Source organism: Pseudomonas sp. zfem002 (assembly GCF_032621685.1).
Taxonomy (GTDB): Bacteria; Pseudomonadota; Gammaproteobacteria; order Pseudomonadales; family Pseudomonadaceae; genus Aquipseudomonas; species Aquipseudomonas japonica.
On sequence record NZ_JAVYJH010000002.1, the window covers coordinates 425,810 to 451,935 of the forward strand.

The following is a 26,126-nucleotide window of genomic DNA, read 5'->3' on the forward strand; positions in this document are numbered from 1 at the left end:
GCTTCAGTGCTCCTGCACGGCGCGCAGGAAGGCGCGGGTGCGCTCCACCTGGCTTTCGCGAAACACCTGGCGCGGCGGTCCCTGCTCGACAATGTTGCCATCGGCCATGAACACCACCTGGTCGGAGACAGTCTCGGCAAAACGCATTTCGTGGGTGACGATGATCATGGTCATGCCCTCCTCCGCCAGCTTGCGCATCACCGCCAGGACCTCGCCCACCAGCTCCGGGTCCAGCGCCGAGGTGGCCTCGTCGAACAGCATCAGCTTGGGCCGCATCGCCAGTGCGCGGGCGATGGCGATGCGTTGCTGCTGCCCACCGGACAGCTGTTCGGGGAAGGCATCGCGCTTGTTCAGCATGCCGACCTTGTTCAGCAGATCCTCGGCCAGTTCGACGGCCTCGCCACGCTCGCGCCCCAGCACCTTCAGCGGACCGAGAATGATGTTCTCCAGCACCGACAGATGCGGGAACAGGTTGAAGCGCTGGAACACCATGCCGATCCCCGCGCGCATCCGCGCCAGCTCGCCATCGCCCATGGGCAGGCGGCGAGCGCCGACCTGGCGCTGACCGATCAGCTCGTTATCGATGTAGATGCTTCCCCGGGTCGGTTCCTCCAGGTAGTTGACGCAGCGCAGCAAGGTGGTCTTGCCCGAGCCGCTGGGGCCGATCAACGAGATTTTCTGGCCCTGCTGCACCTTGAGGTCGATCCCCTTCAATACATCCAGCCTGCCGAAGGACTTGTACAGCCCCTCGATCCGCACCAGCGGCGCGACATCTGCCATGGACAGTCTCCGTAGCTCATGGAAAAGCGGGGATCAGGCGAAGGCCTGGCTGAAATCTCGCGGCGCATGTTGGAACGGCCCGATCAGGTTGCCCTGCTCGTCGCGATCCACACCGATGCGCGGATCCTTGGCCGGGGGCACCAGGTAGTCGGGATTCTTGATGCCATAGCGGGCCAGCACCGGCTGGATCTGGTTGCTCGCCTTGAGCCAGCGCACGCCCTGGTTGATCCCGTCGAACAGGTCCTGGTGCTGCGGGTGCACGCCCCAGATCGCTTCGAACTTGGCCGTCAGGCTCGGGAAGCGTTCGTCATAGCCCATGGGGATCTGCTTGAGCTTGAGGCTGGGGTCCTTGAGGATCATGTAGTCGATGGTCGGCGCGTCGAGCACGGCGAAGTCCAGGCGCCCGGCACGCACGTCACGCAGGCAGGCATCGGTGTTGTCGTACAGCTTGACCTCCTTCACGCCGTCGATCTTCTTCATGTCCGGGATGGTGAAGTAGCCGGTGATCGCGCCGATGGTGCGGCCCTTTACATCCTCGACCTTCATCGAGGTGGTGAAGGGTTCGCTCTCGCGCATGATCACGTAGGCGCCGGTGTAGAACACCGGGTCGGTCAGCAGAAGGATCTTCGAGCGCATAGGGTTCCAGGCGAAGTTGCCGCCGAACCAGTCGGCGCGGCCCGAACGCACCGCCTCGACGACCGCCGGAAAGCCCATGGTCAGGACATCGAGCTTGAGTTCGAGGCGATCGGCGATCAGCTTGAGCAACTCCAGGTCGGTACCGATCGGCACACCATCGCGCAGCGCGCCCAGGGGCATGTCGCCGAGGCAGGCCGCGGTGAGGTAGCCGGGCCGGACCGTCTTGATCGGCGCGCTGGCGAAGGCCAGGGACAGCGGCCCGATGGCACTGCTGGCGAGGGCCGCCAGCGAGCCATAGCCGGCCGCCTTGAGCAGGCCACGACGGGAGAATTGCGGGTTATCGAAGGAGAAGTCGGACATGGGGGTCACCTGCCAAAGCGATTGTTGTTCTGGTTTGACTTCAGGTGTTGCAGGATCGATGGCCGTCCCTGGCCGGACGCCCGGCGCCTATGACCGGGCGGGCAATCGGGCGAGCAGGTCGGCCGCCTTGACATGCGCCTGGCCGCCGCGCGCGCCGCGACGCACGAACAGCATGTAGGCCGCCGAAACCACACCCAGGCTGACCAGGCTGGCGAGGAACTGGGTGCGCAGCGACTCCTGGAACGCCATGGCCGCCAATACCCCTGCGATGACCGCCACCACAGCATAGGACAGCCAGGGGAACAGCCACATCTTCAGGGTCAGGCGCTGCGGAGCGCTCGCCTCGACCTGCCGGCGCACCTGGATCTGCGCCAGGGCCACGGCCAGGTAGACGAACAGCATCACCGCGCCGGAGGCATTGACCAGGAACAGGAAGACACCCTCCGGCGAGATGATCGCCGCCATGATCGCCAGGTAGCCGATGACGCTGCTCGACAGCACCGCCGCGCGCGGCACCTGGCGCCCGGTCAGCTTCGACAGCCCGGCCGGGGCATCGCCGCGCTGGCTCAGGCCGAACAGGATGCGCGACGACACGTACAGCCCGGAATTCAGCGCCGAGAGCACCGCCACCAGCACGACGGCCTCCATGATCAGGCTGGCACCGGGAATGCGCAGCACCTCCAGCGCGGCCACGAACGGCGAATGGCCGGCGACGATCTGCCCCCAGGGCACCACGCAGACGATGAGGAAGATCGAGCCGACATAGAAGGTGATGACGCGGAAGATCACCGAGCGCGTCATGTTCGCCACGTTGCCGGACGGGTCGTCCGATTCGGCGGCGGCAATGGTGGCGATCTCGGCCCCGCCGACAGCGAAGATCACCGTCGGCACGCCGGCCAGGATCGCGCTGACGCCGTACGGCATGAACCCGCGGTCGTTCACCAGGTTGTCGAGCAGGGCGCTGGTGCTCGGCGCGACACCGAACAGGTAGGCCCCCAGCACACCGATGAAGACGATGATGGCGAAGACCTTCAAGGAGGCGAACCAGTACTCGAACTCGCCATAGGACTTCACCGACAGGCAGTTGATCGCCGTCATGATCGCCAGCAGGCCGAGGCCGATCACCCACGCCGGCAGGGGTATCCACTGCTCCAGGATGTTCGCCCCGACCACCGCCTCGACCGCCACGACGATCACCCAGAAGTACCAGTACAACCAGCCGCTGGTGAAGCCGACCCAGTTGCCCAGGCCGATGCGCGCGTACTCGGTGAACGAGCCGACGCCGGGCAGCGCGACGGCCATCTCGCCGAGCATGCGCATGACCAGCATCACCACCAGGCCGGCGGCGAGATAACTGAGGAATGCCGCCGGGCCGATGGCCTGGATCGTAGCACTGCTGCCGACGAACAGACCGGCGCCGATGATGCCGCCCAGCGAGATCATGGTGATATGGCGCTGCCGCAAGGCTCCGCTCAGGCGCGGTTGCGAGGTGTTTGCAGAGGGGGACGGAGTGCTGTTCATCGGGAGACCTGCGCGATACGGGAAGGGGTCGGGTGACCGGATAATTTCTCGGAAGACTTTGCGCGAGGCGGACAACACACCGGATACTCTGGTCCGCCCGCTGCGCGGCGGTCCCATGGCGATTGTCGAAATGCCGGGGCCGGGCCCCGTGGAGGTGTTCTGTCGGTCATGTGCATACCCATCGGGGGCTGCCTGGTGCAGCCAATTTTTATTGTGTTGCATGACAAGCATTACAATTCACACACTAATCACGAGTTTTTCGCTTGTCAATGCTCTTTGTATCGGATAGAAAGCAATACAAACTTGCCACTTATCTCGCAACAAGCATGACAAACAGGGATGAACACCCATGAGTCAATTCGAACAACTGCTTGCCGAGCTGAAGAACAACGCCGCCCTGCAGCGCGATTCGGCCGAGACCCTGTATGCCCAACTGGCGGACGCCCTGAGCGAAGCGATCGGCTCGGGCCGCCTGCAGCCCGGCGAACGCCTGCCGCCCCATCGCGACTTCGCCAGCGCGCTGGGGGTGAACATCACCACGGTGACCAAGGCCATGGCCGTGCTGCAGCAGAAAGGTCTGATCCAGAGCCGTCCCGGCCGCGGCACCCAGGTCGCCCCGCCGCGCCACCCGGCCACGCAGTTCCAGTCGGCGCCGAGCAATGAGCCGGGCACTCTCGACCTCAGCGTCAACCGCCCCGCCACCGATGGCTTCAACCGCGTACTGGCCCAGCTGTTGCCGCGCCTGGCCGACGATCCGCGCTTCAGCGACATGAAGGACTATCACCCCTCCGAAGGTCCGCTCTGGGCCCGTGAAGCGGCGGCGCAGTGGCTGCGCCACACCGGTGTCGAGGCCAGCGCGGCGCAGATGCTGATCGTCGAAGGTGCCCAGCACGGCATCGCCAGCACCCTGCGCAGCCTGACCAGCAGCGGCGATGTGGTGCTGGCCGACAGCGTGACCTACCAGGGCATCAATGCCCTGTGCCGCTCGCTGGGGCTGATTCTCGTCGGCGTCGACGGCGACGCCCGTGGCATGGACCCCGAGGCCCTGCGCCAGGCGTGCGCCGAACACCTGCCACGGCTGTTGTTCCTGGTTCCGTCGATCCACAACCCGACCACCGTCACCCTAGATGCCGAGCGACGTGCGGCGCTGGCGGCGGTGATCCGCGAAACCGACCTGCTGGTGATCGAGGACGACGTCTACCGGCCACTGCTGGATGCCTCGCCAGCACCCATGGCGGCCTTGCTGCCGGAGCGCACGATCTACATCTGCGCCCTGTCCAAATGCATCGCCCCCGGCCTGCGCATGGGCTTCGTCATGGCCCCGCGCGAGCTGGTCCAGGACATTGCCGCCATGCAGCGCATCGACTGCTGGAGCACCTCGCCGCTGACCGCGCTGATCGCCACCCGCCTGATCGAAGACGGCCAGGCCGAGCAACTGGTGGCCGAACAGCGCGAGGAACTGCGCGCGCGCCAGGCACTGCTCGCCACCCATCTGGAAGGCCTGGCGTTCCGTCATGGCAGCACCGGCACCCACGCCTGGCTGGAGCTGCCCGAGCCATGGACCGGGTCGCGCTTCGCCCGCCTCTGTCAGGAGCGCGGCGTGGTGCTGCTGGCCGGCGGCGCCTTCGCCCTGCATCCGGAACTGTCGCCGCAGGCGGTGCGCATCAATATTTCCGCTGCGCTGTCACGGCAGCAGCTGATCAAGGCCCTGAATGTCATCAGCCAACTGGCGCGTCAGGGGCATCTCTACATGCACAACCGGATCTGACATGACCTCACCCGTTCATTGTGAAATCGCCGTTATCGGCGCCGGCGTCGTCGGTGTCGCCACTGCTCGCTGGCTGCGTCGGCAGGGCTACGACGTGCTGTTGCTGGAGCGCGACGGCATCGCCGCCGGCGCCTCCTATGGCAACGCCGGCACCCTGGCGCCCTATGGCGTGATGCCGATTGCCCAGCCCGCGTTGCTCGGTGCGATTCCTTCGCTGCTGTTCTCCAGGGAATCCCCATTCGTCATCAACTGGGCTCGCCTGCCCCGCCTGATGCCGTGGCTGGTGCGGTTTCTCAATGAATGCCGGACCTCGCGCTGCGCGCTGAATACCCAGGCCCTGAGCCGCATCCTGCAACACACCTACAGCGGTTACGCGCCGTTGCTGCAGGAGACACCGCAAGCCGACCTGCACCTGCGTCACAAGGGTTGCCTGTACGCCTATGGCACCACCAACGGCTTCGCCGCCGCCCAGGCGGCGATCGAGCTGCGACGTTCGCTGGGTATCGCCCAGGAAATCCTCGACGCCGACCAGCTCGGCCAGCTGGAGCCCGCCCTGGCGGGCAAGGCGCTGGCCGGCATCCTGTTTCCCGAGTCATCGCACATGGACGACCCCAAGGCTTTCATCGAGGCCCTGGCGGCACCGCTGATCGCCGACGGCGCGCTGCGCACGGCGCACATCACCCGGGTGCAGCGCCAGCCCGATGGCTTGCGCCTGCTCGACGCCGCCGGCACCCACTATCACGCCCAGCGCGTGGTGCTGTGCGGCGGGGCCTGGTCCGCCGGGTTGGCAAGGCAGCTCGGCGATCACATTCCGCTGGACACCGAGCGCGGCTATCACATCGAGTTCGACCTGCCGGAGCCCCTGCTCGAACGGCCCTGCTGCCCGGTGGAAAGCGCCTTCTACATGACACCGATGGCCGGCCGCCTGCGCGTGGCCGGCACGGTCGAGCTGGGCTCGATCAAGGACCCGGCCAATACGCAACGCTTCGACTACCTGGAGCGGCATGTGCGCCGGGTCATGGGCCTGAGCCAACCGGTCGCGCGCAGGTGGCTGGGGTTCCGCCCGTCGCTGCCGGACTCGCTGCCGGTGATCGGCCCGTCGCCGAACGAACCGCGGATGATCTATGCCTTCGGCCATCAACACCTGGGCCTGACCCTCGCCGGCGCCACCGGCCAACTGGTCGCCGACTGCATCGCCGGCAAGGCGCCCGACTGGCTGCAGGATTTCTCGGTACAACGTTTCTGAACAGGTTCCACATCAAAGGAGAGCAACCGATGCAGACCATCGAACGCCGGCACACCGGTGCCCGCATGAGCCAGATCGTCATTCATGGCGACACCGTCTACCTCGCCGGCCAGGTCGGTGACGCCGACGCCAGCGTTGCCGAGCAGACCCGCCAGGCGCTGGCGCGGGTCGACGCCTTGCTCGAAGAGGCCGGTTCGTCGCGCACCCGGATCCTGCAGGCCACCGTGTGGCTGGCGGACATGGCCGATTTCGCGCAGATGAATGAGGTATGGGATGCCTGGGTGCCGGCAGGTCATGCACCGGCGCGGGCCTGTGGCGAGGCCCGGCTGGCCGACCCGGCGCTGCGGGTGGAAGTGATCGTCTGCGCGGCAACCGAACGCCCGTGAAAAACGCAGAACGGGACGCACCGCGTCCCGTTCTTCCGCATCAGCGCATCACTCAGACCAGCGCAGCATCCGCCCGCAGCTCACGCGCCGCGGCCACCATGTTCACCAGCGCCGCCTCGGTCTCCGGCCAGGCGCGGGTCTTCAGGCCGCAGTCCGGGTTGACCCACAGGCGCGCGGCGGGAATCCGCTTCGCCGCCTTGCGCAGCAACTGGACGATCTCGTCCTTGTCCGGCACCCGCGGCGAGTGGATGTCGTACACGCCCGGGCCGATCTCGTTCGGGTAGTCGAACTTCTCGAACGCTTCGAGCAGTTCCATATCCGAGCGCGAGGTCTCGAGGGTGATGACGTCGGCGTCCATGGCCGCGATCGCTTCGATCACGTCGTTGAACTCGCTGTAGCACATGTGCGTGTGGATCTGGGTTTCGTCACGCACGCCGCTGGCGCACAGGCGGAAAGCTTCGGTCGCCCAGCCCAGGTAGTGCGCCCAGGCGCCCTGGCGCAGCGGCAGGCCTTCGCGGAACGCGGCTTCGTCGATCTGCACGATCCTGATCCCGGCGGCTTCGAGGTCGAGCACTTCGTCGCGAATCGCCAGGGCCAGCTGCCGCGCCTGCACTTCGCGGCTTACATCTTCGCGCGGGAACGACCACATCAGCATGGTCACCGGGCCCGTCAGCATGCCCTTCATGACCTTGTCGGTGAGGCCCTGGGCGTAGCGGATCCAGTCCACGGTCATGGCCTGCGGACGGCTCAGGTCGCCGAAGATCAGCGCCGGCTTGACGCAGCGCGAGCCGTAGCTCTGCACCCAGCCGAAGCGAGTGAAGGCGTAGCCGTCCAACTGCTCGGCGAAGTACTCGACCATGTCGTTGCGCTCGGCTTCACCATGCACCAGCACGTCCAGGCCCAGTTGCTCCTGGATCTGCACGGCGTGGCGGATCTCGCTGCGCATGGCTTCGACATACTCGGCCTCGGCCAGCCTGCCCTGCTTGAACGCCTGGCGCGCCAGGCGGATCGCCGAGGTCTGCGGGAACGAACCGATGGTGGTGGTGGGGAACGCGGGCAGGTCGAGGCCGGCACGCTGCCGGACGATGCGCTGGGCGAACGGCGAGCGACGCTGGCTGTGCGCCGGCTCGATCGCCGCCAGACGCGCCTGCACCGCCGGCTTGTGGATACGCGGCGAGGCGGCGCGGCTGGCCTGCACGGCACGGCTCTGCTCCACGGCGGCGAGCACCTCGGCGGCTTCCGGCTGGTTGACCGCCTTGGTCAGCAGAGCGACTTCCGCGCATTTCTGCACGGCGAACGCCAGCCAGCTCTTCAGCTCGGCATCCAGCGCGTCTTCGCGCCCCAGGTCGACCGGGCTGTGCAGCAGCGAGCAGGACGGCGCGACCCACAGGCGCTCGCCGAGGCGCTCGGCGGCGTGGCGCAGGACCTCGAGCGCCTTCTCCAGGTCGCAGCGCCAGACATTGCGGCCGTTGACCACACCGAGGGACAGCACCTTGTAGGCCGGCAGGCGGTCGAGGATGGTCGGGTACTGCTCGGGGGCACGCACCAGGTCGATGTGCAGGCCATCCACCGGCAGGTTGGCGGCCAGGCCGAGGTTGTCCTCCAGGCCGCCGAAGTAGGTGGCGACCAGCTTCTTCAGCGGCGCGCGCTGAAGGATGTTGTAGACACGCTCGTAGGCGTTCTTCCAGTCCTGGGGCAGGTCGAGGGCCAGGATCGGCTCGTCGATCTGCACCCATTCCACGCCCTGGGCGGCCAGGCGGTTGAAGATCTGGTCGTACAGCGGCAGCAGGCGATCGACCAGGTCCAGCTTGTCGAACGACGCGCCCTTGACCTTGCCCAGCCACAGGTAGGTCAGCGGACCGATCAGCACCGGCTTGACCGCGTGGCCCAGGGCCCGGGCTTCGTCGACTTCCTCGAACAACTGGTCCCAGCTCAGGACGAACTGCTGCTCGGCACTGAATTCCGGGACCAGGTAGTGGTAGTTGGTGTCGAACCACTTGGTCATTTCCTGGGCATGGGCGCCGCCGCAGCAGCTGTCGGAGACGCCTCGCGCCATGCCGAACAGGGTCTGCAGGGTCGGCCTGGCGCCGTGGGCAAGAAAGCGCTCGGGGATCACGCCGAAAGTCAGCGAGTGGGTCAGGACCTGGTCGTACCAGGCGAAGTCGCCGACCGGCAGCAACTCGATGCCGGCGTCCTTCTGCAACTGCCAGTGGGCGGCACGCAGGTCGCGGCCCACCGCACGCAGGCCGGCTTCGTCCAGCTCGCCTTTCCAGAAGGCTTCCTGGGCTTTCTTCAGTTCACGGTCGCGTCCGATGCGTGGAAAACCCAGGTTGTGTGCCAAGGCCATGTGCAGTTCCCTCGGTGGAAAAATGAATGAAGGAATTGTCCGGGCCGGGCTTTAATGAGACAAACTCATTTTCCTAACGATGATCTAGAGATTCACTCATGATGCAACCGCTGTGCATGTCTCTTTCAAACCATTCTCCTGCGCTTTTGGACAAGGGACGGGCAATGGCCTGTCGGAAAATCGGCCGATCGATGAACTGAGCCGATGGCGCCCCCCATGAATCCGTTGAAACAGGCCTTGCGTGAGCAGCAGTTCGTCTGCGTCATGGAGTTCGTGCCCAAGCCGCAGCGCCTGGCGGCGTTCGAGACGCTGATGCAGCGCGGCCACCTGTGCGGCTGGCCGCTGCTCGCCGGGATCGCCGATCGGGTCGGCAGCAACCTCGACCTGTCGCCACTGGACGCTTACACCGCGCTCTCCTCTCCCGTGCCGGTGATGCCGCACTTTTCCGGCAAGGACCGCGAGCGCCAGGACCTGCTGGCGCAACTGCAGCGCATGGACGCCCTCGGTCTCGAACAGTTGCTGCTGCTCACCGGCGACCGCCTGCACGGCCACGAACCGGGTCAGCGCCCGGTGCGCTACCTGGAGTCGGTGGCGGCCCTCGGCATCGTCCGCCAGGCGCGGCCGCACTGGCTGCTGGGGGCCGCGCTGAACCCGTTCAAGTACCGTGAGGAGGAAGGCGGCGCGCAGTATTTCAAGGCGCAGAAGAAACTCGCCGCCGGTGCCGACTTCCTTATCCTGCAACTGGGCTTCGACATGGCCAAGTACCGCGAGGCCATGGACTGGATGCAGCGCCAGCCGACACCGCGGCCGATGCTGGCGTGCATCATGGGCCTGACCCATGGCCGGGCGAAGATGCTCGAGCATGTCGCCGGGGTCACCGTGTCGCCGTCGATGCGCGCGCTGCTGGCGGCCGAGGAAGCCGTGTCGAAAGCCCATGCCCAGGCCCGCGCCACTCGCCGCCTGGCCTTGCAGATCATCGGCCTGCGCCTGATGGGCTATGCCGGGATCAATCTGTCCGGGGTGCACGAACGGGAGCAGTTGCTGGCCCTGGAACGGGCGCTGGACGAGTGCCACGACACGATCCGCAGCGAGCAGGACTGGGCCAGCGCCTGGGCCGAGAGCTGGCGGATGCCCGGGGTGCCGGCGGTGAGCTTCCATCCACCGCAGGCGGACTGGAAAGCCGGTGAGTCGCAGGTCGAAGCCAGCACGCGGGAGAAGCTGCGCTATCACCTGCTGTCGGCGTTTCACACGCAGTTGTTCAGCCGTACCACCCTGCTGAGCCGCGCCTTCGGTTGGGCGGTGCGGCGCCCGCTGTGGTCGTCGCCCGCCGGTGCGCGCTGGCTGCACCGCCTGGAACGCGGGGCGAAACGACCGCTGCTGGGCTGCGATACCTGCGGCAGTTGCCGGCTCGAAGACACCCTGTATGTCTGCCCCGAGACCTGCCCCAAGGGCCTGGCCAACGGGCCCTGCGGCGGAACGCGGCTGAACCGCTGCGAGTTCGGCGATCGCGAATGCATCCACAGCTTCAAGTACCGCACCGCGAAATCCGTGGGCCAGACCGCGGTGCTGACCGAGCGCCTGATTCCCTGCGTGGAAGTCGGCGGGCGGCACCGCAGTTCGTGGCCGCGCTGGTTCCCTGAACGGCAATAGATCGCGCCTTTCTCCCTGCCGGCCCCCCGAACTCCACTCCGCCATGGGGGGCGGTGCCGGCACGCCAATCCCATAAGCTGGCCCTGCTTCCCGGTACCGGCACCTCCCCTGCTCGCGGCCGTTGAGCATGCACCACCCACATCCATGAACCAGGGCCAGCAAGCCCTGGCGAACCTATGCATCGGCGGCGGGCAAGGCCGCGCCGCCATCCTCGAGCGCGTCTGAACGGGGCCGGGGCGGCGTCAGCCAACCCACGACGCGGCCTCGCCGCTCCGGGCCCGTCGGCGCGTACTGCCTGGAGGCACGATCATGAATACCGCCACGCGCCTGGCCGCCTTGCCGCTGCCCGCTCCTGCCGGCTCGCGCTTCGAGCGCAACCGCCCGCGGGCGCTGGAACTGTTCGCCGAGCGCGGCTTCGCCCAGGTCAGCCTGCGCGAGCTGGCGCGCCACCTGGAACTGACCGCCGGCTCGATCTACAACCACTGCGCGAGCAAGGAAGAGCTGCTGCTGGAGTTCATCGAGGAGCACTACATGGCCTTGCTCGGGCTGTTCGGCCGCCGCCCGCGCCAGGCATCGCCGGCCACCACCCTCAACGACATCGCCCGCGAGCTGCTTGCCCTGTACGCGAGCCAGCCGGCGTATTTCCACCTGGCGCTGCGCGACGCCATCTTCCTCGGTGCCGAACAGCGCCAACAGGTCAACCAGTTGCGCCAGCGCCTGGGCCAGAAGCTCGACGCCCTGCTGCTCGCCGCCGGCTTCGCCAACCCCGGCCATCACGGCGTGCCGGCACTCGAGCTGTTCGAGCACCTGCCGCTGTGGCTGGCCAGCCTGGACCTCAACGAGAGCCAGCGCCACGGCGCGCTGCTGCGCGCGCTCACAGCCCCCCTACACCCCCGTCAGGAGATCGGACCATGACTGTCTACCAAGCGCCCATCCGCGATATCCACTACCTGCTCGAAGAAGTCTTCGCCGCCGAGGCGGCCTGGGCGGCCTTGCCAGGCCTGGAGAGCCAGCCCGACGCCGGCATGGCCCGGGCCATTGTCGAAGAGGCCGGCAAGCTGGCCAGCCAGGTCCTGGCGCCGCTCAACCGCAATGGCGACGAACAGGGCGCGCAATGGACCGAAGGCCGGGTCAGCACCCCCAACGGCTTTCGCGAGGCCTATGCCACCTACATCGAAGGCGGCTGGGTCGGCCTGTCCGGCAACCCGCAGTACGGCGGCATGGGCATGCCCAAGATGCTTGCCGTGCATGTCGAGGAAATGCTCTACGCGGCCAACGCCAGCTTCACCCTGTATTCCGTGCTGAGCAGCGGCGCCTGCCTGGCCATCGACACGCACGCCAGCGAGGCGCTCAAGGCCACCTATCTGCCGCCGATGTACGCAGGTCGCTGGGCCGGCTCCATGTGCCTCACCGAGGCCCACGCCGGCACCGACCTGGGCCTGATCCGCACCCGCGCCGAACCGCAGGCCGACGGCAGCTACCTGGTCAGCGGCAGCAAGATCTTCATCACCGGCGGCGAACAGGACCTGACCGAGAACATCATCCACCTGGTGCTGGCGCGCCTGCCGGACGCCCCGGCCGGCCCCAGGGGCATCTCGCTGTTCCTGGTGCCCAAGGTGCTGGTCAACGCCGACGGCAGCCTCGGCGCGCGCAACGCGGTGAGCTGCGGATCCATCGAGCACAAGATGGGCATCAAGGCCTCGGCCACCTGCGTGATGAACTTCGACGGCGCCGTCGGCTACCTGGTGGGCGAGCCCAATCGCGGCCTGGCGGCGATGTTCACCATGATGAACTACGAGCGCCTGTCGATCGGCATCCAGGGCACCGGCTGCGCCGAGGCGTCCTACCAGGCTGCGCGGCAGTACGCCCGCGAGCGCCTGCAGAGCCGCGCCCCCAGCGGTCCGCAGGCGCAGGAGCTGTCCGCCGATCCGATCATTCATCATCCCGATGTGCGGCGCATGCTGCTGACCATCAAGGCCCTGACCGAAGGCGGCCGCGCCCTGGCCACCTACCTCGGCGCCTGGCTCGACCAGGGCAAGTACGCCGACGACGAACGCACTCGCGCCGCCGCCCAGGCCCGGGTGGCGCTGCTCACCCCGGTGGCCAAGGCGTTCTTCACCGACACCGGGCTGGAAAGCTGCATCCATGGCCAGCAGGTGTTCGGTGGCCACGGCTATATCCGCGAATGGGGCCAGGAGCAACTGGTGCGCGATGTGCGCATCGCGCAGATCTACGAAGGCACCAACGGCATCCAGGCCCTCGACCTGCTCGGGCGCAAGGTGCTGGCCGACGCCGGTGCGGCGCTCGAGGCGTTTCTCGGCGAGATCCGCGACTACGCCAGCACCGCCGTGGCATACCGCGAGGCACTGCTCGGCGCCGTGCAGCGCCTGCAGGACACCAGCCGCTGGGTCGCCGACCAGGCCGCCGCCGACCCGCGCCAGGTCGGGGCCGCCTCGGTGGAATACCTGCACCTGTTCGGCTACGTCGCCTATGCCTACCTGTGGTCGAAGATGGCCACCACCTCCCGGGCCAGGCAGGCAGAGGACCCGGCCTTCCACACGGCCAAGCTGGCCACCGCGCAGTTCTTCTTCGAGCGTCTGCTTCCGCGCATCGACGGCCTCGACGCCTGCCTGCGCGGCGGCGTCGCCAGCCTGTATGCGCTGGACCCCGAGCAGTTCTGAGCGCCCCCCATCCGCCCCCCGATCGCAGGGGGCGTGTCACCCGGGATTTTCCCTAACCTCGTGCTGTCGTCCGGGCAGTTTCGCCTGGGCGGCGGCCATCCAAGGAATCCCTCATGACAAGAAAAACAGTAACGGTATTCTCGGCCACCGGTGTCGCCGGAACGGCTTGTGTCGAAGAACTGCTTGCCCAGGACCTGTTCGATGTTCGCGTACTGCTGCGCCAGGGTGAAGCGCCGGAAAAATCCTCGCTGGGAGTCACCCAGGCCGCCTCGGTGAAACAGCGCAAGTGGGCGGACTGGCAGGCCCGCGGCGTCGAGCTGCGTGAAGCGGACTGCGCCAGCAACGAGTCGCTGATCCCCGCCCTGCGCGGCACCGACTACCTGGTGTCGTGCGTGCCGCTGAGCGCCACCGAAGCCCAGTACCCGCTGGTGCATGCCGCGCGCGAGGCCGGCGTGGAGCGCTTCGTGCCCTCCGAGTTCGGCTTCATCTACGAGTGGGAAGCCCAGCAGACCGTCAGCACCGTGCACAGCCGCACCGCCCGGCAGAAGGTGTTCATCCGCCGCATGATCGAGCTGGCCGGCATGGACTTCACCATCATTCCGGCTGGCCTGTGGCCCGAGTACTACATGCTGGAGCCGATCGGCATCATGGGCGACGGCACGCAGAAGGTGGCCTGGTCGAGCGGCACGGACCTGGGCCGGATCATCCCCCATGTCCTGGCCCACCCGGCCTCGCGCAATGCCGTCTGCCCGGTGGCGGCCAGCGCTTACTGCAGCTGGGACGACCTGCTCGAGGTGCGCGAACGGGTGCTGGGACGTCCAGTGGCGCGGCGCTACCTGGATCACCAGCAATGGCAGCAGGCCCACGACGCGGCCAGCGACGGCCCGATGAAAACCCTGCTCGGCATCGGCGTCGCCGCCACCGGGCAAGCCGAAGGCATGCCGCTGTGGGGCAACTGGAACGGCCTGCACCTGCCGCAGTTCGAGGGCACCCCGCTGGAGCGCCTGTTCCGCGACTACATCGAACCGTTCACTGCGGATCTGCGCCAGGCCCTGGCCTGAGCCCCACCCACTCGCGAAAGGATCATCCCATGCAGACCCATGCCCGCTGGCTCATGGGTAGCGCCGCCCTGTTCAACTGGGCGGTGGTACTCGGCCTGCTGTTCTTCGACGAGCGCCTGGCGCCGCTGCTCGGCCTCGACCCCAGCAGCGGCAGCAACCTGGCCCTGCGCGACCTGGCCCTGGTGCTGATCGCCACCTTCGGCGGTGCCTACCTCTACGCCGCGCGGGATCCCGTGCGCGGGCGCCCCTACATCGTCCTCGGTGCCATCGGCAAGGCCCTGGTGGCGCTGGCCATCTACGGCCACTGGGCGCTGGGCCACATCACCTGGCAACTGCCGGCGCTGGTGGCCGGCGATGTGCTCTACAGCCTGCTGTTCATCCACTTCCTGCGTCGCTACTGATGTCCCGATCGGGGCGGGCTATAGGCCTGCCCCGATGCTTGCGCTACAGTTTCAGGCGCGCTTGACGCGCCTGGTATAACAAAAAGAAAGCAGGCCATTGCCGTGTTGATTACCAAACTGCTACCCCCGCGCTACCACCACGTCCCGCTGCTGCGCGAGCGGCTGCTGGAGCGCCTGAACAACGTCGCCTTCCAGGCCCTGATCCCGCTGCGCGCGCCCGGCGGTTTCGGCAAGACCACCCTGCTCACGCAATGGCGCAAGACCCTCATCGAACAGGGTCACAAGGTCGGCTGGATCAACCTCGACGACACCGACAACGAGGAAAACCAGTTCCTCGGCTACTGGCTCGCCGCCCTCGACCAGGCCGAATGCCCGGTGCCGCAGCAACTGGTCGATACCTACGAGCGGGGCCGCCCGGAAACCCTGGACAACTTCCTCACCGTGCTGGTCAACGTGCTCGCCGAGTTCGAACACGAGCTGTACCTGATCCTCGACGACTACCACAGCATCGACAATCCGCGCCTGCACGAACTGCTCCGGCGTGTGGTGCAGTACGCCCCGGCCAACTTCCACCTGGTGATCAGCTCGCGCACCGAACTGCCGGCGTGCCTGGAAGGTACCCGGCAACGCAGCCGCGGCAACGAGATCAACGTGCGCAGCCTGCGCTTCTCCGAAAGCGAGACCCAGGCGTTTCTCGGCGAACGCATGAAGGAGCCGTTCAGCGCCGACTCCTGCCGCGCCCTGTTCGAGGCCACCGAGGGCTGGATCGCCGGCATCCAGATGCTGGTGCTGTCCAACGAGCGCAAGGACCCGGATTTCGCCGACTGGTCCAAGGGCCTCTACCCGCTGGCCGAAACCATCCTCGAAAGCACCCTCAGCGTCCTCCCGCGGGAAACCCAGGACCTGCTGCTGCGCCTGTCGGTGCTGGACCGCTTCAATGTCGAGCTGTGCGAAGAAGTGCTTGGCGTGCGCAATGCCCAGTGCATTCTCGAAGGCCTGGCCGCCGACGGCCTGTTGCTGGTGCCGCTGGACCACGACGAGAAGTGGTACCGCTTCCACGCGCTGTTCGGCGAGCACCTGCGCCAGCGCCTGGCCGAGCGCGTGGTGGCCAGCCTCGGCGACCTGCACCAGCGCGCCCGGCACTGGCTGGAGAGCGACAACCCGCGGCAGCGTTCCAACCTCTCCGCCTTCCTGCGTGAATGCCGCAGCGAGCTGAACGCCATCGACCTGCCGTCCTTCCACTACCGCGCCAGCCTGTGGTTCGAGCGCCGCGGTCACCTGGTCGAGGCGGTGCACCATGCCCTGGCCTCGGAAGGCGAAGAGCGCGCCTACGACCTGATCGACCGCTGCGTGATGACGGTGCTCGCCACCGGCGACTTCAACACCATCCTGGCCTGGACCGACAAGGTGCCGGCGGCCGAACTGACCCGCCGCGGGCACCTGCGCGTGGCACGCTTCTGGGCCCTGGTGCTGGGTGGCCTGCACCTGCAGAGCGCGCACCAGGAGCTGCGCGACCTGCAACAGGCGGTGGATGTCGAGGGCGGTATCAGCGCCTTCGAATACCAGGTCTGCCAGCGCACCTTCGACGCCCTCAGCGGCAACAGCCCGTCCGCCCTCGGGCTGCTCGAACACTGGCCGCCCAGCGGCGATCCCTACCACAACGGCGTGGCCTGCAACGCGCTGATCTATGCCCTGGCCAGCGCCGGGCGCTACGACGACGTGCCGAATATCCTCAGCCATCACCCGGAACCGCCGCCCAGCGCCACCCGTGGCCTGACGTATGCCTACCGGCAGTCGTTCATCGGCTGGATACAGTTCCTCAAGGGCAACCTCAGCCGTGCCAGCGCCAGTCTGGGCGAAGCGCTGTTCCGCCTCGACGAGTGCTTCGGCCGGCGCTCGGCGCCCGCCTGCGTGGTGGCCGGCTACCTCGCCGAAGTGCTCTACGAGAGCAACGACCTCGATGCCCTGAAGACGGTGCTCAGCGGACGCATCGAGGTGATGAACGAGCGGGTGTTCTTCGAGAGCTACCTGCGCGCCTTGCTGGCCGGCGCGCGCCTGCTCTACCTGCAGGGCAACGTCGACGGCGCCAGCGAACTGCTGGAACGCCTGCAACTGTTCGGCCGCAGCACCGGCCTGCAACGGCCGACCGCCGCCGCCCTGGCCGAACGCATCCGCCTGTCCCTGCACAGCGGCGACCTCCAGGCCGGCAAGCGCCTGCAGGCCCAGCTGGACAGCCTGGCCGGGCAGCCCGAGGCAGCGCTGACCCCGTCGGCGCTGGGCAGCACCTTCGACGTGCCGGTGCTGGCCCTGCTCTCGCGAGTGCGCATTGCCCTGGCCGAGGGCCTGTCGCAGTGCGCGCTGGACGCACTGGCGCCCCTGCGCGAACTGACCCCGGACGTACGCCTGGACTACTGCGTGAAGGTGCAGTTGCTGCGCTGCCTCGCCCTGTACCAGCTCGACGACCCGGGCTGGCGCGACGCGCTGCTGGAGCTGCTGGAAGTCAGCGCGCGCTGCCAGATGCTGCGCAGCCTGTGCGACGAGCTGCCGCAAGTGCAGGGGATGCTGATGGAAATGAGCGGCGGGCTGCCCTCCTCCGCGCTGGAGGAATACCTGGCGCAGGTCCTTGCCGGCCTGCAGCGGCCACGCACGGAGCAGCCGGTGCGCCAGCACTCCGAGTACAACCTCAGCGGCCGCGAGCAGGACATCCTCGACCTGCTGGTGCAGGGCATGCCGAACAAACGCATCGCCCTGGCGCTGAACATCTCGGCGGAAACCGTGAAGTGGTATTTGAAGAAGCTGTTCGCCAAGCTCAACGTCAGCGACCGGGTGCATGCGATCGACAAGGCGCGGCGGGAGAAGCTGGTGGGTGAGCGGAATTCGGGGTGATCGGCCGGGGCGGGCCATGGGGGATGCTTTGAAAGCTCGCCGGGGAACCGCATCAAGGCTGCCAAGTGCTTGCCGTGACAGGTGCAGTGCCCTTGAGATCGAGCGCCGCCCGCGCGGCGCATCGCGGATGAATCCGCTCCCACATTTGTTGCAACGTGCCATGGCCTGTGGGATTTGGGTTGTCAGCCTTTGTTTTTTCGGCGATGTATCGCGGGGAGGCTGTTGGGTTCGGCTCGGTATCGCGTCGTACCAACAAGGCGAACAACCATGGCCTGTCAGGCATAGGCACGTTGCAACAAATGTGGGAGCGGATTCATCCGCGATGCGCCGCGCGGGCGGCGCTCGATCTTGAGGGCGCTGCAGGGCTCAAGACAGGAACCGCTGTCAGAAGAACCGCGTCACACTCACCTTCGCATTACGCCCCACGCTGTACACGTTGTCGTCGCTGAGCATCGGCGCGTAATCGCGGTTGAACATGTTGTCCAGGGTGAAGTTGACCTCGGTGCCCTTCAGGTACGGCTGCTGCGGCTTCCAGCTGGCGAACAGGCCCTGGACGTTGTAGGCGTCGTTGGCGCGATGGTCGAAGAAGGTGTCACCCGTGGCACTGCCCAGGTCGCCCGGGCCGTACTTGTCGCTGGGCAGGCGATCGGTCTGGCGGACCCACAGGCCTTTCCAGCCGACCACCGCATCCCACTCGGGAATCTTCACCCCCAGGCGCGCCACCCACTTCGGCGCCTGCACATCCTGGGCCCAGACATCCCGGGCCCAGGGGTTGGTGTAGGCACCTTCATGCTTGCCGGTCATCCAGGTGTAGGACAGGGTGCCGAACAAGTAGGTCGAGTCGTAGAAACTCTCCACCTCGAAGCCCTTGTAGGTCACCCCGTCGAGGTTGCGGTAGTTGCCGATCAGGTAGTTGCCGCAGGTCTTGGCGATGCTGCCGCCGACCACGTTCTGCGCCTGGCACTCGACCCCCAGGTTCTTGAAGATCTCGTCCTTGACCTTGTTGTGGAACAGGGTGGTGCGCACCTGCAGGTTGTCGTCGCTGCTGAACAGCCCGGAGAAGTCGGTGACGTTGCCGACGCGCAGGGCGGTGATGCGCTCAGGGTCGAGGTCGCGGCTGGTGGCGCTGCGGGTGCTGGCCGCGCTCTGGACTTCGTACTGCTCGTCGATCACCGGCGCGCGCCAGGTCTTCGAGTAGTCGGCGAAGAAGGCGGTATCGTCACTGGCACGCCAGAACAGCGACAGGCGCGGCGACCAGCCGGTGTAGGTCTTGGCGCCATAGTCATGCCCGGCTGAGGCGACGTTGTAGTAGGGCGCGTCGTTCTTCTCGCCGCGGTTGCGCACATGGTCGTAGCGCAGCGACGGGGTGATGGTCACCTGGCCGAGGGTGATGGCGTCCTGCACGTAGGCGCTGTTGGTGTCGACCTTGCCATGGGGCATGAACCCCGGCTGGAAGTGGCCGTAGTTGTAGTTTTTGGTGTTGTAGGTGGCGCCGGGCATCCACATCTCGGTCTCGCGGACATGGCGGTGCAACTCGACACCGGTGGTCAGCGAGTGCTCCAGCGCGCCGGTGCTGAACTGCGCGGTGTTGCGCACCTCGACATTGCGGTCCTTGTAGTCGGTCTGCATGCGCCGGCCGCCCGTGGCGAGCTGGAAGAACGCCGTGGCACCGCGCTTGTCGGTCTGGTCGACATCGGACTCGGAGTACTTCACTTCCAGGTTGACCAGCGGATTGTCCACCGGCTGGTAGCGGTACTTGGCCGACCAGGTGGTGTCGATGGTCTCGCGGTGGGCGAGGTAGCGGCGGATCGCCTCGTCGTAGCCGTAGCGGTCGATGTTGGCCTGGGTCGGCGGCGTGGCGTAGTTGGTCGACGAGTAGCGGGTCATGCGTTCGTTTTTCGAACGCGAGTAGGACAGGCCGAGGGACTGTTCCTCATCGAACTGCACGTTCAGCTTGAACAGGCCGCCTTCCAGGTCCTGGGCGCTGTCGGGCAGGCGCTTGGGGTTGATCGGGTACTGATTGCGCTCGTCGGGCAGCGACGAGGCCAGCTTGAAGTCGCCGCCATCACGCTTGGTCAGGTAGACCAGGCCGTCGATGCGGCGGTCCTCGGTGCGGCCGAACAGCGCCGAGCTGTACACCTGCTGATGGTCGTTGCTGGAGTAGCCGTACTTGAGCATGGCGCCGCTGTCGCGGCCTTCCTGGAGCAGGTCCGGGGCATCCTTGGTGGTCATGTGCACGCTGCCGCCCAGGCCGGCGTTGCCGACGAAGGGCGAGTGCGGGCCTTTCTCCACCTCGATGCTCTTGATCAGTTCCGGCTCGATGAACATCGTGCCTTGCTGGTAGCGCTCGAAACCGGTCTTGGTGGCGCCATCGACGGTCAGTTGCACGTCCTCGGCGTCGCCCATGCCCCAGATATTGATGGTCTGCCCGCCGGGCAGCATGGAACCGCCCATTTCCACGCCGGGCAGGGTGCTGAGCAGGCTGGGGACGTTGTTCGCCTGTTCGCGGTCGATGTCGCGCTGGGTCAGGGTCGAGCGGCCGACGGTGGCCGGGGTCACTTCCTGGCCGTTGCCGACGATGCTCATGGCGCCGAGCTGGATGCTGGTGTTGGCGTTGCCGGCGGGGGTGGTTTCGCTGTCCCGGGCCCGTACCACGTAGGTGTTGCCGACCTTGACCAGGGTGAAGCCACTGCTGGCCAGCAGGCGGGTGATGGCCTCCTCGGCGCTGAACTGGCCGTCGAGGGCCGGGGCCGAGACATTGCGCAGCAGCGCCTCGTCGAACAGCAGTTGCACCTTGGCCTGCTGCGCCACCTGGCTCAGCGAGGTGGCCAGCGGCTGCGCCGGCAATTGCAGCTGCACGGGTGCGGCCTGGGCCTGCAGGCTCAGGGCCAGGCACACGGCAAGCAGCGATGGCTTGGAAGCTCGAAACGCACGAAACATGAATTCCCCCACTACGGCCAAAGGCCAAAAAAAGACGGTGTCGACGGCGCAGTCGGGGAGGAAGACGCGGGGCGTGGGAAAACCCTCACATGCGAATGAAAAATATTCTCAGGTTTTTTGACGGTCATGTCCCCCCGTAGGAGCGCGGCTTGCCCGCGAAAGGACCGCGCAGCGGTCCCAGAACCCCGATTGGCTGGGCCGGGACCGCTTTGCGGTCCTTTCGCGGGCAAGCCGCGCTCCTACGGGGGGCGAGCAGTGTGGTTTTACTTGCGACGCTCGATCCGCAGTCGCCCATCCGCCAGTGCCACGGTCTTCACCGGCAGCAGCGCCGGCAGGGCATTGAGCAACGCATCCGGATCATGCACATCGAGATTGCCCGAGACCTTGTAGCCGGCCAGCGCCGGATCGGCCAACAGCACGGCAGCCGGGCGATACAGCGAAAGCTCGTCCACCAGGCTAGCCAGCTCGCGGTTGCGGAACGACACATGGCCACCGCGCCAGTCGGCCACTTCGGCGTCGCTCAGGGTCTGCCGGCTCAGGTCGCCGCGGGCGAGGTTGTACACCGCGCGTTCGCGGGCCCCGAGCAGCAGCGGTGCGCGCCGCTCGCCCGGGGTCTCGAAGGCCACCAGGCCGTGGGCCACGCTGAGCACCAGTTCGCGCTGGCCGCGACGCAGGTCGAAGGCGGTGCCGACCACCCGCACCCGCGCCGTGCCGGCATCGACGAACAGCGGCCGCTCCTTGTCCGGTGCCACGTCCAGGTAGACCTGGCCCTGCTGCAGGTGAATCACCCGGCGCTCGGCGTCGAAGTCGATGCTCAGGCGGGTATTGGCATTGAGTTCGAGACGGCTGCCGTCGGGCAGGGTGACGCTGCCCGCCTGTCCGTCCTGGCTCGCCAGTTCGCGCTGCCAGGGCGTCGCGGTGCTGCCCGGGTTGCCGGCCATCAGGGTGCACAGCAGCGCCGCCGCGGTAGCCAGCGCCGGACGCCAGTAGGCCTTCTTGCGTGGGCGCAACGGCACCGGGCGGTTCAGTTCCTTGAGCGCGGCGAGGTCGTCCCACAGGTGTTCGAACTGCTGGTAGGCCTGGGCATGGCCGGGTTGTTCCAGCCATTGGGCGAAGGCCTTGCGCGTGCTCCGCGAGTGGTCGTTGCGATTGCGCGTGAACCAGCTCGCCGCCTGGGCGTCGACCGCACGGCTGTCCATGTCAGGTAGGGTCATTCCGCTTGCTCCGCAACGTTGTCACTGTCCAGGCGCTGCTTGCAGTACAGGAGCGCGGCGGCGATATGTTTCTCCACCATGCTGATGGAAATCCCCATGCGTTCACTGATCTGCGCCTGACTCAAACCTTCGAAGCGGTGCAGCATAAGGGCTTCACGGCGACGCGGCGAGAGTTCGGCGAGGACAATCTTCAGCTGTTCGAGGCGTTGCAGACGCTGCGCGCCAGCCAGGGGGTCGGAGCCGGGGGCCTCGCTGGCGCGCTCGTCCTCGCGGGCATCGGCCTGCTCGTCGAGCACCTCGTGGCGGACTTTCTGCCGCCGCCAGTGATCGCGCAGCAGGTTGCGTGCCATCTGGAACAGGAAGGCGCGCGGCTGATCCACCCTGGCCTTGTCGCGGTAGCCGAGCCACTGGGTGAAGACGTCCTGGGTCATGTCCGCGGCATCGCTGGCGCTGTCCGTGCGCTTGCGCAGGAAATGCAGGATATCGGCGTAGAAACCGTGGCAGGCATCCTGCGCGAAGCGGTCGGGTTTGGGGCGCTGCATGCGAACTTTCCAGGGAGACCGGAGAGAAAGGTCGCGGATGTTATCGAGAATTATTGTTATTTGCTATGAGTTTTCAACGCCGTGTCGCGCTCAGCGGCGGCGCCGGGTTATCGCGGCAGGGGCGGGCACATTGAGCGCGGGGTGCCCCAGCGGATGGGTCGAGGCATCGAAGAAATGCACCACGATCTCCGGCGTTTCTTCGAAGATGGCCGCGTAATGCTGCTTCTGGCTGACGATGGCCGCCTCGCTCAAGGGCAGGATCGAAATCGCCACATGGGCCGGTCGGGCCTGCTGGATGGCGCGCAGCAGATGGCGGTCGGCGCGGTCCAGGTGATGGCCGAAAATGCACAGGCCCTGGTCGTGGGCGGCGAGCGCGGCGTAGCTCCAGGTCAGGTAGTCGGAACTGCGGATCGCCCGCAGCTTGTGCTCGCTGGTGCATTCGTTGACGAACAGCGGCACATCGCCGGGGGTGTTGATGGCGAAGCCGTCGAGCAACTGGCTGCCATGGGCGCCGCGCTGGCGGGTACGGCCGTCCTCGGTGCGCAGCAGGTGCAGGCCGCCATGCAGGTAGTGCAGGCGCGTGCCGTTGCCGGCGGTGCGGCTGACATCGAAGTGGCCGTCCTCGTCGAACAGTGGCTGGAAATCCTCCGGTGCCTGGCTCACCGCCCAGTGGCAGAGCAGGTCGTAGTTGCCGGAGAACACGCTGCGGTAGTTGCGCAGCTCGGCATTGATCGCGGCCAGGGTGCTCGCGGGCAGCAGCTTCCAGGGGATATGCACGCTGCGCACGGCGTGGATCAGCGCTTCCTTGATCGCGTAGTAGCGGTTCAGCGGCGCCGAGGCGCCGATCGCCAGCGCGGCGTTGACCCGCACCGTGGTGTTGAGGGCGCTGAGCACAGGTTCGAACAGCTCGCTGCCCAGCGACTTGAACAGCGCCTGGTCGCTGACCCCCAGCGGTTTGTTGCGCACCCGCTGGGCCAGCTCGAACAGCGAGAAATAGCTGAACGGCCGCCAGATCGCCCGGCTCGCGCCGTTGCCCAGGAGCAGGCCGGAGCAGGGGTGGCGGGCCGCGAGGTCCGGCCAGGAGGCGAGGGAGGCGTCGAAATCGGCGGGCATGGTGTTCTCGCAGGCAGCGGTGGCAAATCGGCAGGGCGCGACTTTATCACGGCTGGCACGGAAACTGGCCGGCTGCCCTGGAGGCGGCGTAGACTGCGACGTCCAACCGATCCGGATGCCGTTTTCATGACCCTCTCGCTGCTCTTCGCCGTGCTCGCTTCCGGCTTTATCTATGGCATCACTCCCGGCCCCGGCGTGCTCGCCGTGCTGGGCATCGGCGCGACCCGTGGCCGTCGCGCCGGCGCCGGATTCCTCTGCGGTCATCTGCTCGGCGATGTGCTGTGGTGCAGCACCGCGCTGGTGGCCATCGTCGGCGCGCGGCAGATCGGCAGCTCGGTGTTCGACATCCTCGGCGTGATCAGCGGCCTGTATCTGTTCTGGCTCGGCTGGCGCGCGCTGCGCAGCCGGCCGGGCGATGCCGCCGAACAGGGCGCGGTGCGCCAGCCGTTCTGGCATGGCGTGGTGTTCGGCCTGACCAACCCCAAGGCCTACCCGGTGGCGGTGGCGACCTTCACCGCGCTGCTTTCCAGCCGTGCCGAAGCCCTCGACTGGTCGATGCTGCCGGCGTTGATCGCGCTGAGCTTCCTGGGTGGCTTGCTGGCCTACCTGATCCTGATCGTGCTGGTCGGGGCGCGGCAGGTGCGCACCCTGTATACCCGCTATGAGCTGTGGATCACCCGGGCCTGCGGGTTGATGTTCATCGGGTTTGCCGTCAATGCGCTGATGCATGCGCTGCCGGGGCTGGTGCCGCGACGGGGGTGAAGCCCTCCGGGACCGCGTTGCGGTCCCGGCTATCTCAGGGCAATACCGGCGTCGTCTTGACCCGCGACTGATCCGCCTCGTCGCGCCTGACCTTGTTGCGCCACAACCGATACGCCCGGATCCCCGCGCGCACCGAGCCATACAGCAGGTGATTCTCCATCTCCCGGGCCAGCCCCGAGCGCACCAGCATGCGCAGGAAGGCGCCCCTGGCCCGCGCGATGCCCAGCTCGATCCCTTGCGCATTCAAGGTATCGCGCACTTCGCGCAACGCCGCGATGCCACTGACATCGATGCTGCTCACCGCCTCGGCATCGAACAGCACCGCCTTCGGTTCCGGCTCGCGCTGGACCGCTTCGAGCAGGCGCATCTTGAAGTAGTCGGCGTTGAAGAACAGGATCGCGTCGTCGAAGCGGTACACCACCAGCCCCGGTACGGTGCGCGCGTCCTGGTGCCGGCTGATGTCGACCTGGCCCTCGATCCCCGGGGCCCAGCCGAGCACGGCGTCGGTGGGCTGGTAGATGCTGTAGAGCAGGCGCAGGACCGCCAGGGTCACGGCGATGATGATCCCCGGCAGCACCCCGACGCCGAGTACGCCGAAGGTGGTGAACACGCAGAGGCAGAACTCGAAGCGGCTCAGCGTCCAGATCTTGCGCAGCGACTGCACGTCGATCAGGCCCCAGCCCGCCATCAGCAGCACCGCGCCCAGCGCCGCCTGGGGAATCCAGGCCATGGGCGCGGTGAAGAACATCAGGATCACGGCGATCACCAGCGCGGCGACGATGCCCACCAGTTGGCTCTTGCCGCCGACCATGTCGTTGACCGCGGTGCGCGAGTCGGCGCCGCTGATGGCGAAGCCCTGGGACACCCCGGCGGCCAGGTTGGACACGCCGAGGGCGACGAACTCGTGGTTGGCGTTGATCGCATAGCCATGCCGCGCGGCGAAGCTGCGGGCGGTGAGCATGGCGCTGCAGAAACTCACGGTGGCGATACCCAGGGCGTCGCGCAGCAGGCTCTTCATTTCTTCCAGCGAGGTCTGCGGCCAGGCCAGTTCCGGCATGCCGCCGGGGACATGGCCGAGCACCGCCACGCCCTGGCTGTCGAGGCCGAAGACTCCGGCGATCAGGGTGAACACCGCCACCGTCACCAGCGCCGAGGGCAGTTTCGGGTAGCGCCGTGGCAGCCAGATCAGCATGGCCAGGCCGGCCAGACCGATGGCCAGGGTCAGCCAGTGGATTTCGCCGAGCCGTTCGAAGAAGTTGATCATGCTGAGGATGAAGCCGTTGCCCTCGATCTTGAAGCCGACCACCTTGCCCAGTTGCCCGGCCAGCAGGCTCAGGCCGATACCGTTGAGGTAGCCGATGAGGATCGGCCGCGAGAAGAAGCTGGCGATGAACCCGGCGCGCGCCACCCCGGCGCAGATCAGCATCAGGCCGACCAGCACCGTGACCACCACCGACAGTTGCAGCAGGCGGTCCGGATCGCCCATGGCCAGTGGCGCGATGGCCCCGGCGACCATGGCACAGGTGGCGGCGTCGGGGCCGACCATCAACTGCCGCGAACTGCCCACCAGGGCGTAGACGATCATCGGCAGGATGCAGGCGTACAGGCCTACCTGCGGCGGCAGGCCGGCGATCTGGGCGTAGGCGATGGCGATGGGAATCTGGATGGCGGCCACCGACAGGCCGGCCTGCACATCCGGGCGGAACCATTCGCGACGGTAATGCAGCAGATTGGCCAGGCCCGGAAGCCAGCGGGAAAGAAACATGTTCAGGTCCTTTTGATGTATCTGACAGACGCTAGCGCAATACCCCGGCATCCGGCGCTTCAGGGAC

19 protein-coding genes are annotated in these 26,126 nt (G+C 67.1%); 10 read left to right on the plus strand and 9 right to left on the minus strand.

Annotated features, from left to right (window positions below; translation table 11 throughout):
• Positions 1–3: 3 nt before the first annotated feature.
• The 3 genes from RTI28_RS05325 to RTI28_RS05335 form a co-directional block, all read right to left on the minus strand.
• Complete coding sequence (locus tag RTI28_RS05325; RefSeq protein ID WP_316919462.1) at positions 4–780, minus strand: amino acid ABC transporter ATP-binding protein; 777 nt, start codon at positions 778–780, stop codon at positions 4–6.
• Between the two features lie 33 nt (positions 781–813).
• Complete coding sequence (locus tag RTI28_RS05330; RefSeq protein WP_316919463.1) at positions 814–1,776, minus strand: transporter substrate-binding domain-containing protein; 963 nt, start codon at positions 1,774–1,776, stop codon at positions 814–816.
• Between the two features lie 87 nt (positions 1,777–1,863).
• Positions 1,864–3,297, minus strand: coding sequence for an amino acid permease (locus RTI28_RS05335; protein WP_316919464.1), 1,434 nt, complete (start codon positions 3,295–3,297; stop codon positions 1,864–1,866).
• A 349-nt stretch (positions 3,298–3,646) separates the two neighbouring features.
• Between RTI28_RS05335 and RTI28_RS05340 the strand changes: the two genes are divergently transcribed.
• From RTI28_RS05340 to RTI28_RS05350, 3 genes are read left to right on the plus strand one after another with little or no spacing between them, the layout of a single operon-like run.
• Entirely contained in the window at positions 3,647–5,065 is a 1,419-nt protein-coding gene (locus tag RTI28_RS05340; RefSeq protein WP_316919465.1) for a PLP-dependent aminotransferase family protein, read from the plus strand.
• A 1-nt stretch (position 5,066) separates the two neighbouring features.
• On the plus strand, positions 5,067–6,311 hold the full coding sequence (locus RTI28_RS05345) for an FAD-binding oxidoreductase (RefSeq protein WP_316919466.1): 1,245 nt from the start codon (positions 5,067–5,069) through the stop codon (positions 6,309–6,311).
• Positions 6,312–6,340: 29 nt separating this feature from the next.
• Entirely contained in the window at positions 6,341–6,697 is a 357-nt protein-coding gene (locus RTI28_RS05350) for a RidA family protein (protein WP_316919467.1), read from the plus strand.
• Between the two features lie 52 nt (positions 6,698–6,749).
• Here the strand turns inward: RTI28_RS05350 and metE are convergent, their stop codons facing one another.
• A complete protein-coding gene (metE, locus tag RTI28_RS05355) occupies positions 6,750–9,044 on the minus strand; it encodes a 5-methyltetrahydropteroyltriglutamate--homocysteine S-methyltransferase (protein ID WP_316919468.1) in 2,295 nt (764 codons plus the stop codon).
• A gap of 216 nt (positions 9,045–9,260) precedes the next feature.
• Between metE and RTI28_RS05360 the strand changes: the two genes are divergently transcribed.
• The 6 genes from RTI28_RS05360 (at position 9,261) to RTI28_RS05385 (ending at position 17,723) form a co-directional block, all read left to right on the plus strand.
• Positions 9,261–10,694 carry a methylenetetrahydrofolate reductase C-terminal domain-containing protein gene (locus tag RTI28_RS05360; protein WP_316919469.1) on the plus strand — a complete coding sequence of 478 codons (1,434 nt, stop codon included), beginning with the start codon at positions 9,261–9,263 and terminating at the stop codon, positions 10,692–10,694.
• Positions 10,695–11,003: 309 nt separating this feature from the next.
• Positions 11,004–11,609, plus strand: a complete 606-nt coding sequence (locus RTI28_RS05365) for a helix-turn-helix domain-containing protein (protein ID WP_316919470.1) — start codon at positions 11,004–11,006, stop codon at positions 11,607–11,609.
• Entirely contained in the window at positions 11,606–13,375 is a 1,770-nt protein-coding gene (locus RTI28_RS05370; protein ID WP_316919471.1) for an acyl-CoA dehydrogenase C-terminal domain-containing protein, read from the plus strand. Before RTI28_RS05365 ends, RTI28_RS05370 begins: the two co-directional genes overlap by 4 nt.
• Before the next feature lie 113 nt (positions 13,376–13,488).
• Positions 13,489–14,436: an NmrA family NAD(P)-binding protein gene (locus RTI28_RS05375; protein ID WP_316919472.1), complete on the plus strand. Its 948-nt coding sequence runs from the start codon at positions 13,489–13,491 to the stop codon at positions 14,434–14,436.
• Between the two features lie 29 nt (positions 14,437–14,465).
• A complete protein-coding gene (locus RTI28_RS05380) occupies positions 14,466–14,837 on the plus strand; it encodes a hypothetical protein (protein WP_316919473.1) in 372 nt (123 codons plus the stop codon).
• Between the two features lie 102 nt (positions 14,838–14,939).
• The gene (locus RTI28_RS05385; protein ID WP_316919474.1) at positions 14,940–17,723 is read left to right on the plus strand and encodes a LuxR C-terminal-related transcriptional regulator; all 2,784 of its coding nucleotides are present in this window, start codon (positions 14,940–14,942) and stop codon (positions 17,721–17,723) included.
• Positions 17,724–18,107: 384 nt separating this feature from the next.
• Here RTI28_RS05385 and RTI28_RS05390 read toward each other — a convergent pair whose 3' ends face one another.
• The 4 genes from RTI28_RS05390 to RTI28_RS05405 form a co-directional block, all read right to left on the minus strand.
• Positions 18,108–20,663, minus strand: coding sequence for a TonB-dependent receptor (locus RTI28_RS05390; protein WP_316919475.1), 2,556 nt, complete (start codon positions 20,661–20,663; stop codon positions 18,108–18,110).
• Between the two features lie 263 nt (positions 20,664–20,926).
• Positions 20,927–21,877 carry a FecR family protein gene (locus RTI28_RS05395; protein WP_316919476.1) on the minus strand — a complete coding sequence of 317 codons (951 nt, stop codon included), beginning with the start codon at positions 21,875–21,877 and terminating at the stop codon, positions 20,927–20,929.
• Entirely contained in the window at positions 21,874–22,419 is a 546-nt protein-coding gene (locus RTI28_RS05400) for an RNA polymerase sigma factor (protein ID WP_042130591.1), read from the minus strand. The genes RTI28_RS05395 and RTI28_RS05400 overlap by 4 nt, the downstream gene beginning before the upstream one ends.
• A 90-nt stretch (positions 22,420–22,509) precedes the next feature.
• Positions 22,510–23,532, minus strand: coding sequence for a DUF4917 family protein (locus tag RTI28_RS05405; RefSeq protein ID WP_316919477.1), 1,023 nt, complete (start codon positions 23,530–23,532; stop codon positions 22,510–22,512).
• Positions 23,533–23,658: 126 nt separating this feature from the next.
• On the opposite strand from RTI28_RS05405, the gene RTI28_RS05410 reads away from it, so the two are divergent.
• Complete coding sequence (locus RTI28_RS05410) at positions 23,659–24,294, plus strand: LysE family translocator (protein WP_042130596.1); 636 nt, start codon at positions 23,659–23,661, stop codon at positions 24,292–24,294.
• 34 nt (positions 24,295–24,328) lie between these two features.
• On the opposite strand, the gene RTI28_RS05415 is transcribed toward RTI28_RS05410, so the two are convergent.
• Positions 24,329–26,059, minus strand: coding sequence for a SulP family inorganic anion transporter (locus tag RTI28_RS05415; protein WP_316919478.1), 1,731 nt, complete (start codon positions 26,057–26,059; stop codon positions 24,329–24,331).
• Between the last annotated feature and the right edge of the window lie 67 nt (positions 26,060–26,126).

Excerpts from the sequence above, each read along its gene's own strand:
- RTI28_RS05325 (WP_316919462.1), bottom strand. The coding sequence starts at position 780 with ATGGCAGATGTCGCGCCGCTGGTGCGGATCGAGGGGCTGTACAAGTCC.
- RTI28_RS05330 (WP_316919463.1), bottom strand. The coding sequence starts at position 1,776 with ATGTCCGACTTCTCCTTCGATAACCCGCAATTCTCCCGTCGTGGCCTG.
- RTI28_RS05335 (WP_316919464.1), bottom strand. The coding sequence starts at position 3,297 with ATGAACAGCACTCCGTCCCCCTCTGCAAACACCTCGCAACCGCGCCTG.
- RTI28_RS05340 (WP_316919465.1), top strand. The coding sequence starts at position 3,647 with ATGAGTCAATTCGAACAACTGCTTGCCGAGCTGAAGAACAACGCCGCC.
- RTI28_RS05345 (WP_316919466.1), top strand. The coding sequence starts at position 5,067 with ATGACCTCACCCGTTCATTGTGAAATCGCCGTTATCGGCGCCGGCGTC.
- RTI28_RS05350 (WP_316919467.1), top strand. The coding sequence starts at position 6,341 with ATGCAGACCATCGAACGCCGGCACACCGGTGCCCGCATGAGCCAGATC.
- metE (WP_316919468.1), bottom strand. The coding sequence starts at position 9,044 with ATGGCCTTGGCACACAACCTGGGTTTTCCACGCATCGGACGCGACCGT.
- RTI28_RS05360 (WP_316919469.1), top strand. The coding sequence starts at position 9,261 with ATGAATCCGTTGAAACAGGCCTTGCGTGAGCAGCAGTTCGTCTGCGTC.
- RTI28_RS05365 (WP_316919470.1), top strand. The coding sequence starts at position 11,004 with ATGAATACCGCCACGCGCCTGGCCGCCTTGCCGCTGCCCGCTCCTGCC.
- RTI28_RS05370 (WP_316919471.1), top strand. The coding sequence starts at position 11,606 with ATGACTGTCTACCAAGCGCCCATCCGCGATATCCACTACCTGCTCGAA.
- RTI28_RS05375 (WP_316919472.1), top strand. The coding sequence starts at position 13,489 with ATGACAAGAAAAACAGTAACGGTATTCTCGGCCACCGGTGTCGCCGGA.
- RTI28_RS05380 (WP_316919473.1), top strand. The coding sequence starts at position 14,466 with ATGCAGACCCATGCCCGCTGGCTCATGGGTAGCGCCGCCCTGTTCAAC.
- RTI28_RS05390 (WP_316919475.1), bottom strand. The coding sequence starts at position 20,663 with ATGTTTCGTGCGTTTCGAGCTTCCAAGCCATCGCTGCTTGCCGTGTGC.
- RTI28_RS05395 (WP_316919476.1), bottom strand. The coding sequence starts at position 21,877 with ATGACCCTACCTGACATGGACAGCCGTGCGGTCGACGCCCAGGCGGCG.
- RTI28_RS05400 (WP_042130591.1), bottom strand. The coding sequence starts at position 22,419 with ATGCAGCGCCCCAAACCCGACCGCTTCGCGCAGGATGCCTGCCACGGT.
- RTI28_RS05405 (WP_316919477.1), bottom strand. The coding sequence starts at position 23,532 with ATGCCCGCCGATTTCGACGCCTCCCTCGCCTCCTGGCCGGACCTCGCG.
- RTI28_RS05410 (WP_042130596.1), top strand. The coding sequence starts at position 23,659 with ATGACCCTCTCGCTGCTCTTCGCCGTGCTCGCTTCCGGCTTTATCTAT.
- RTI28_RS05415 (WP_316919478.1), bottom strand. The coding sequence starts at position 26,059 with ATGTTTCTTTCCCGCTGGCTTCCGGGCCTGGCCAATCTGCTGCATTAC.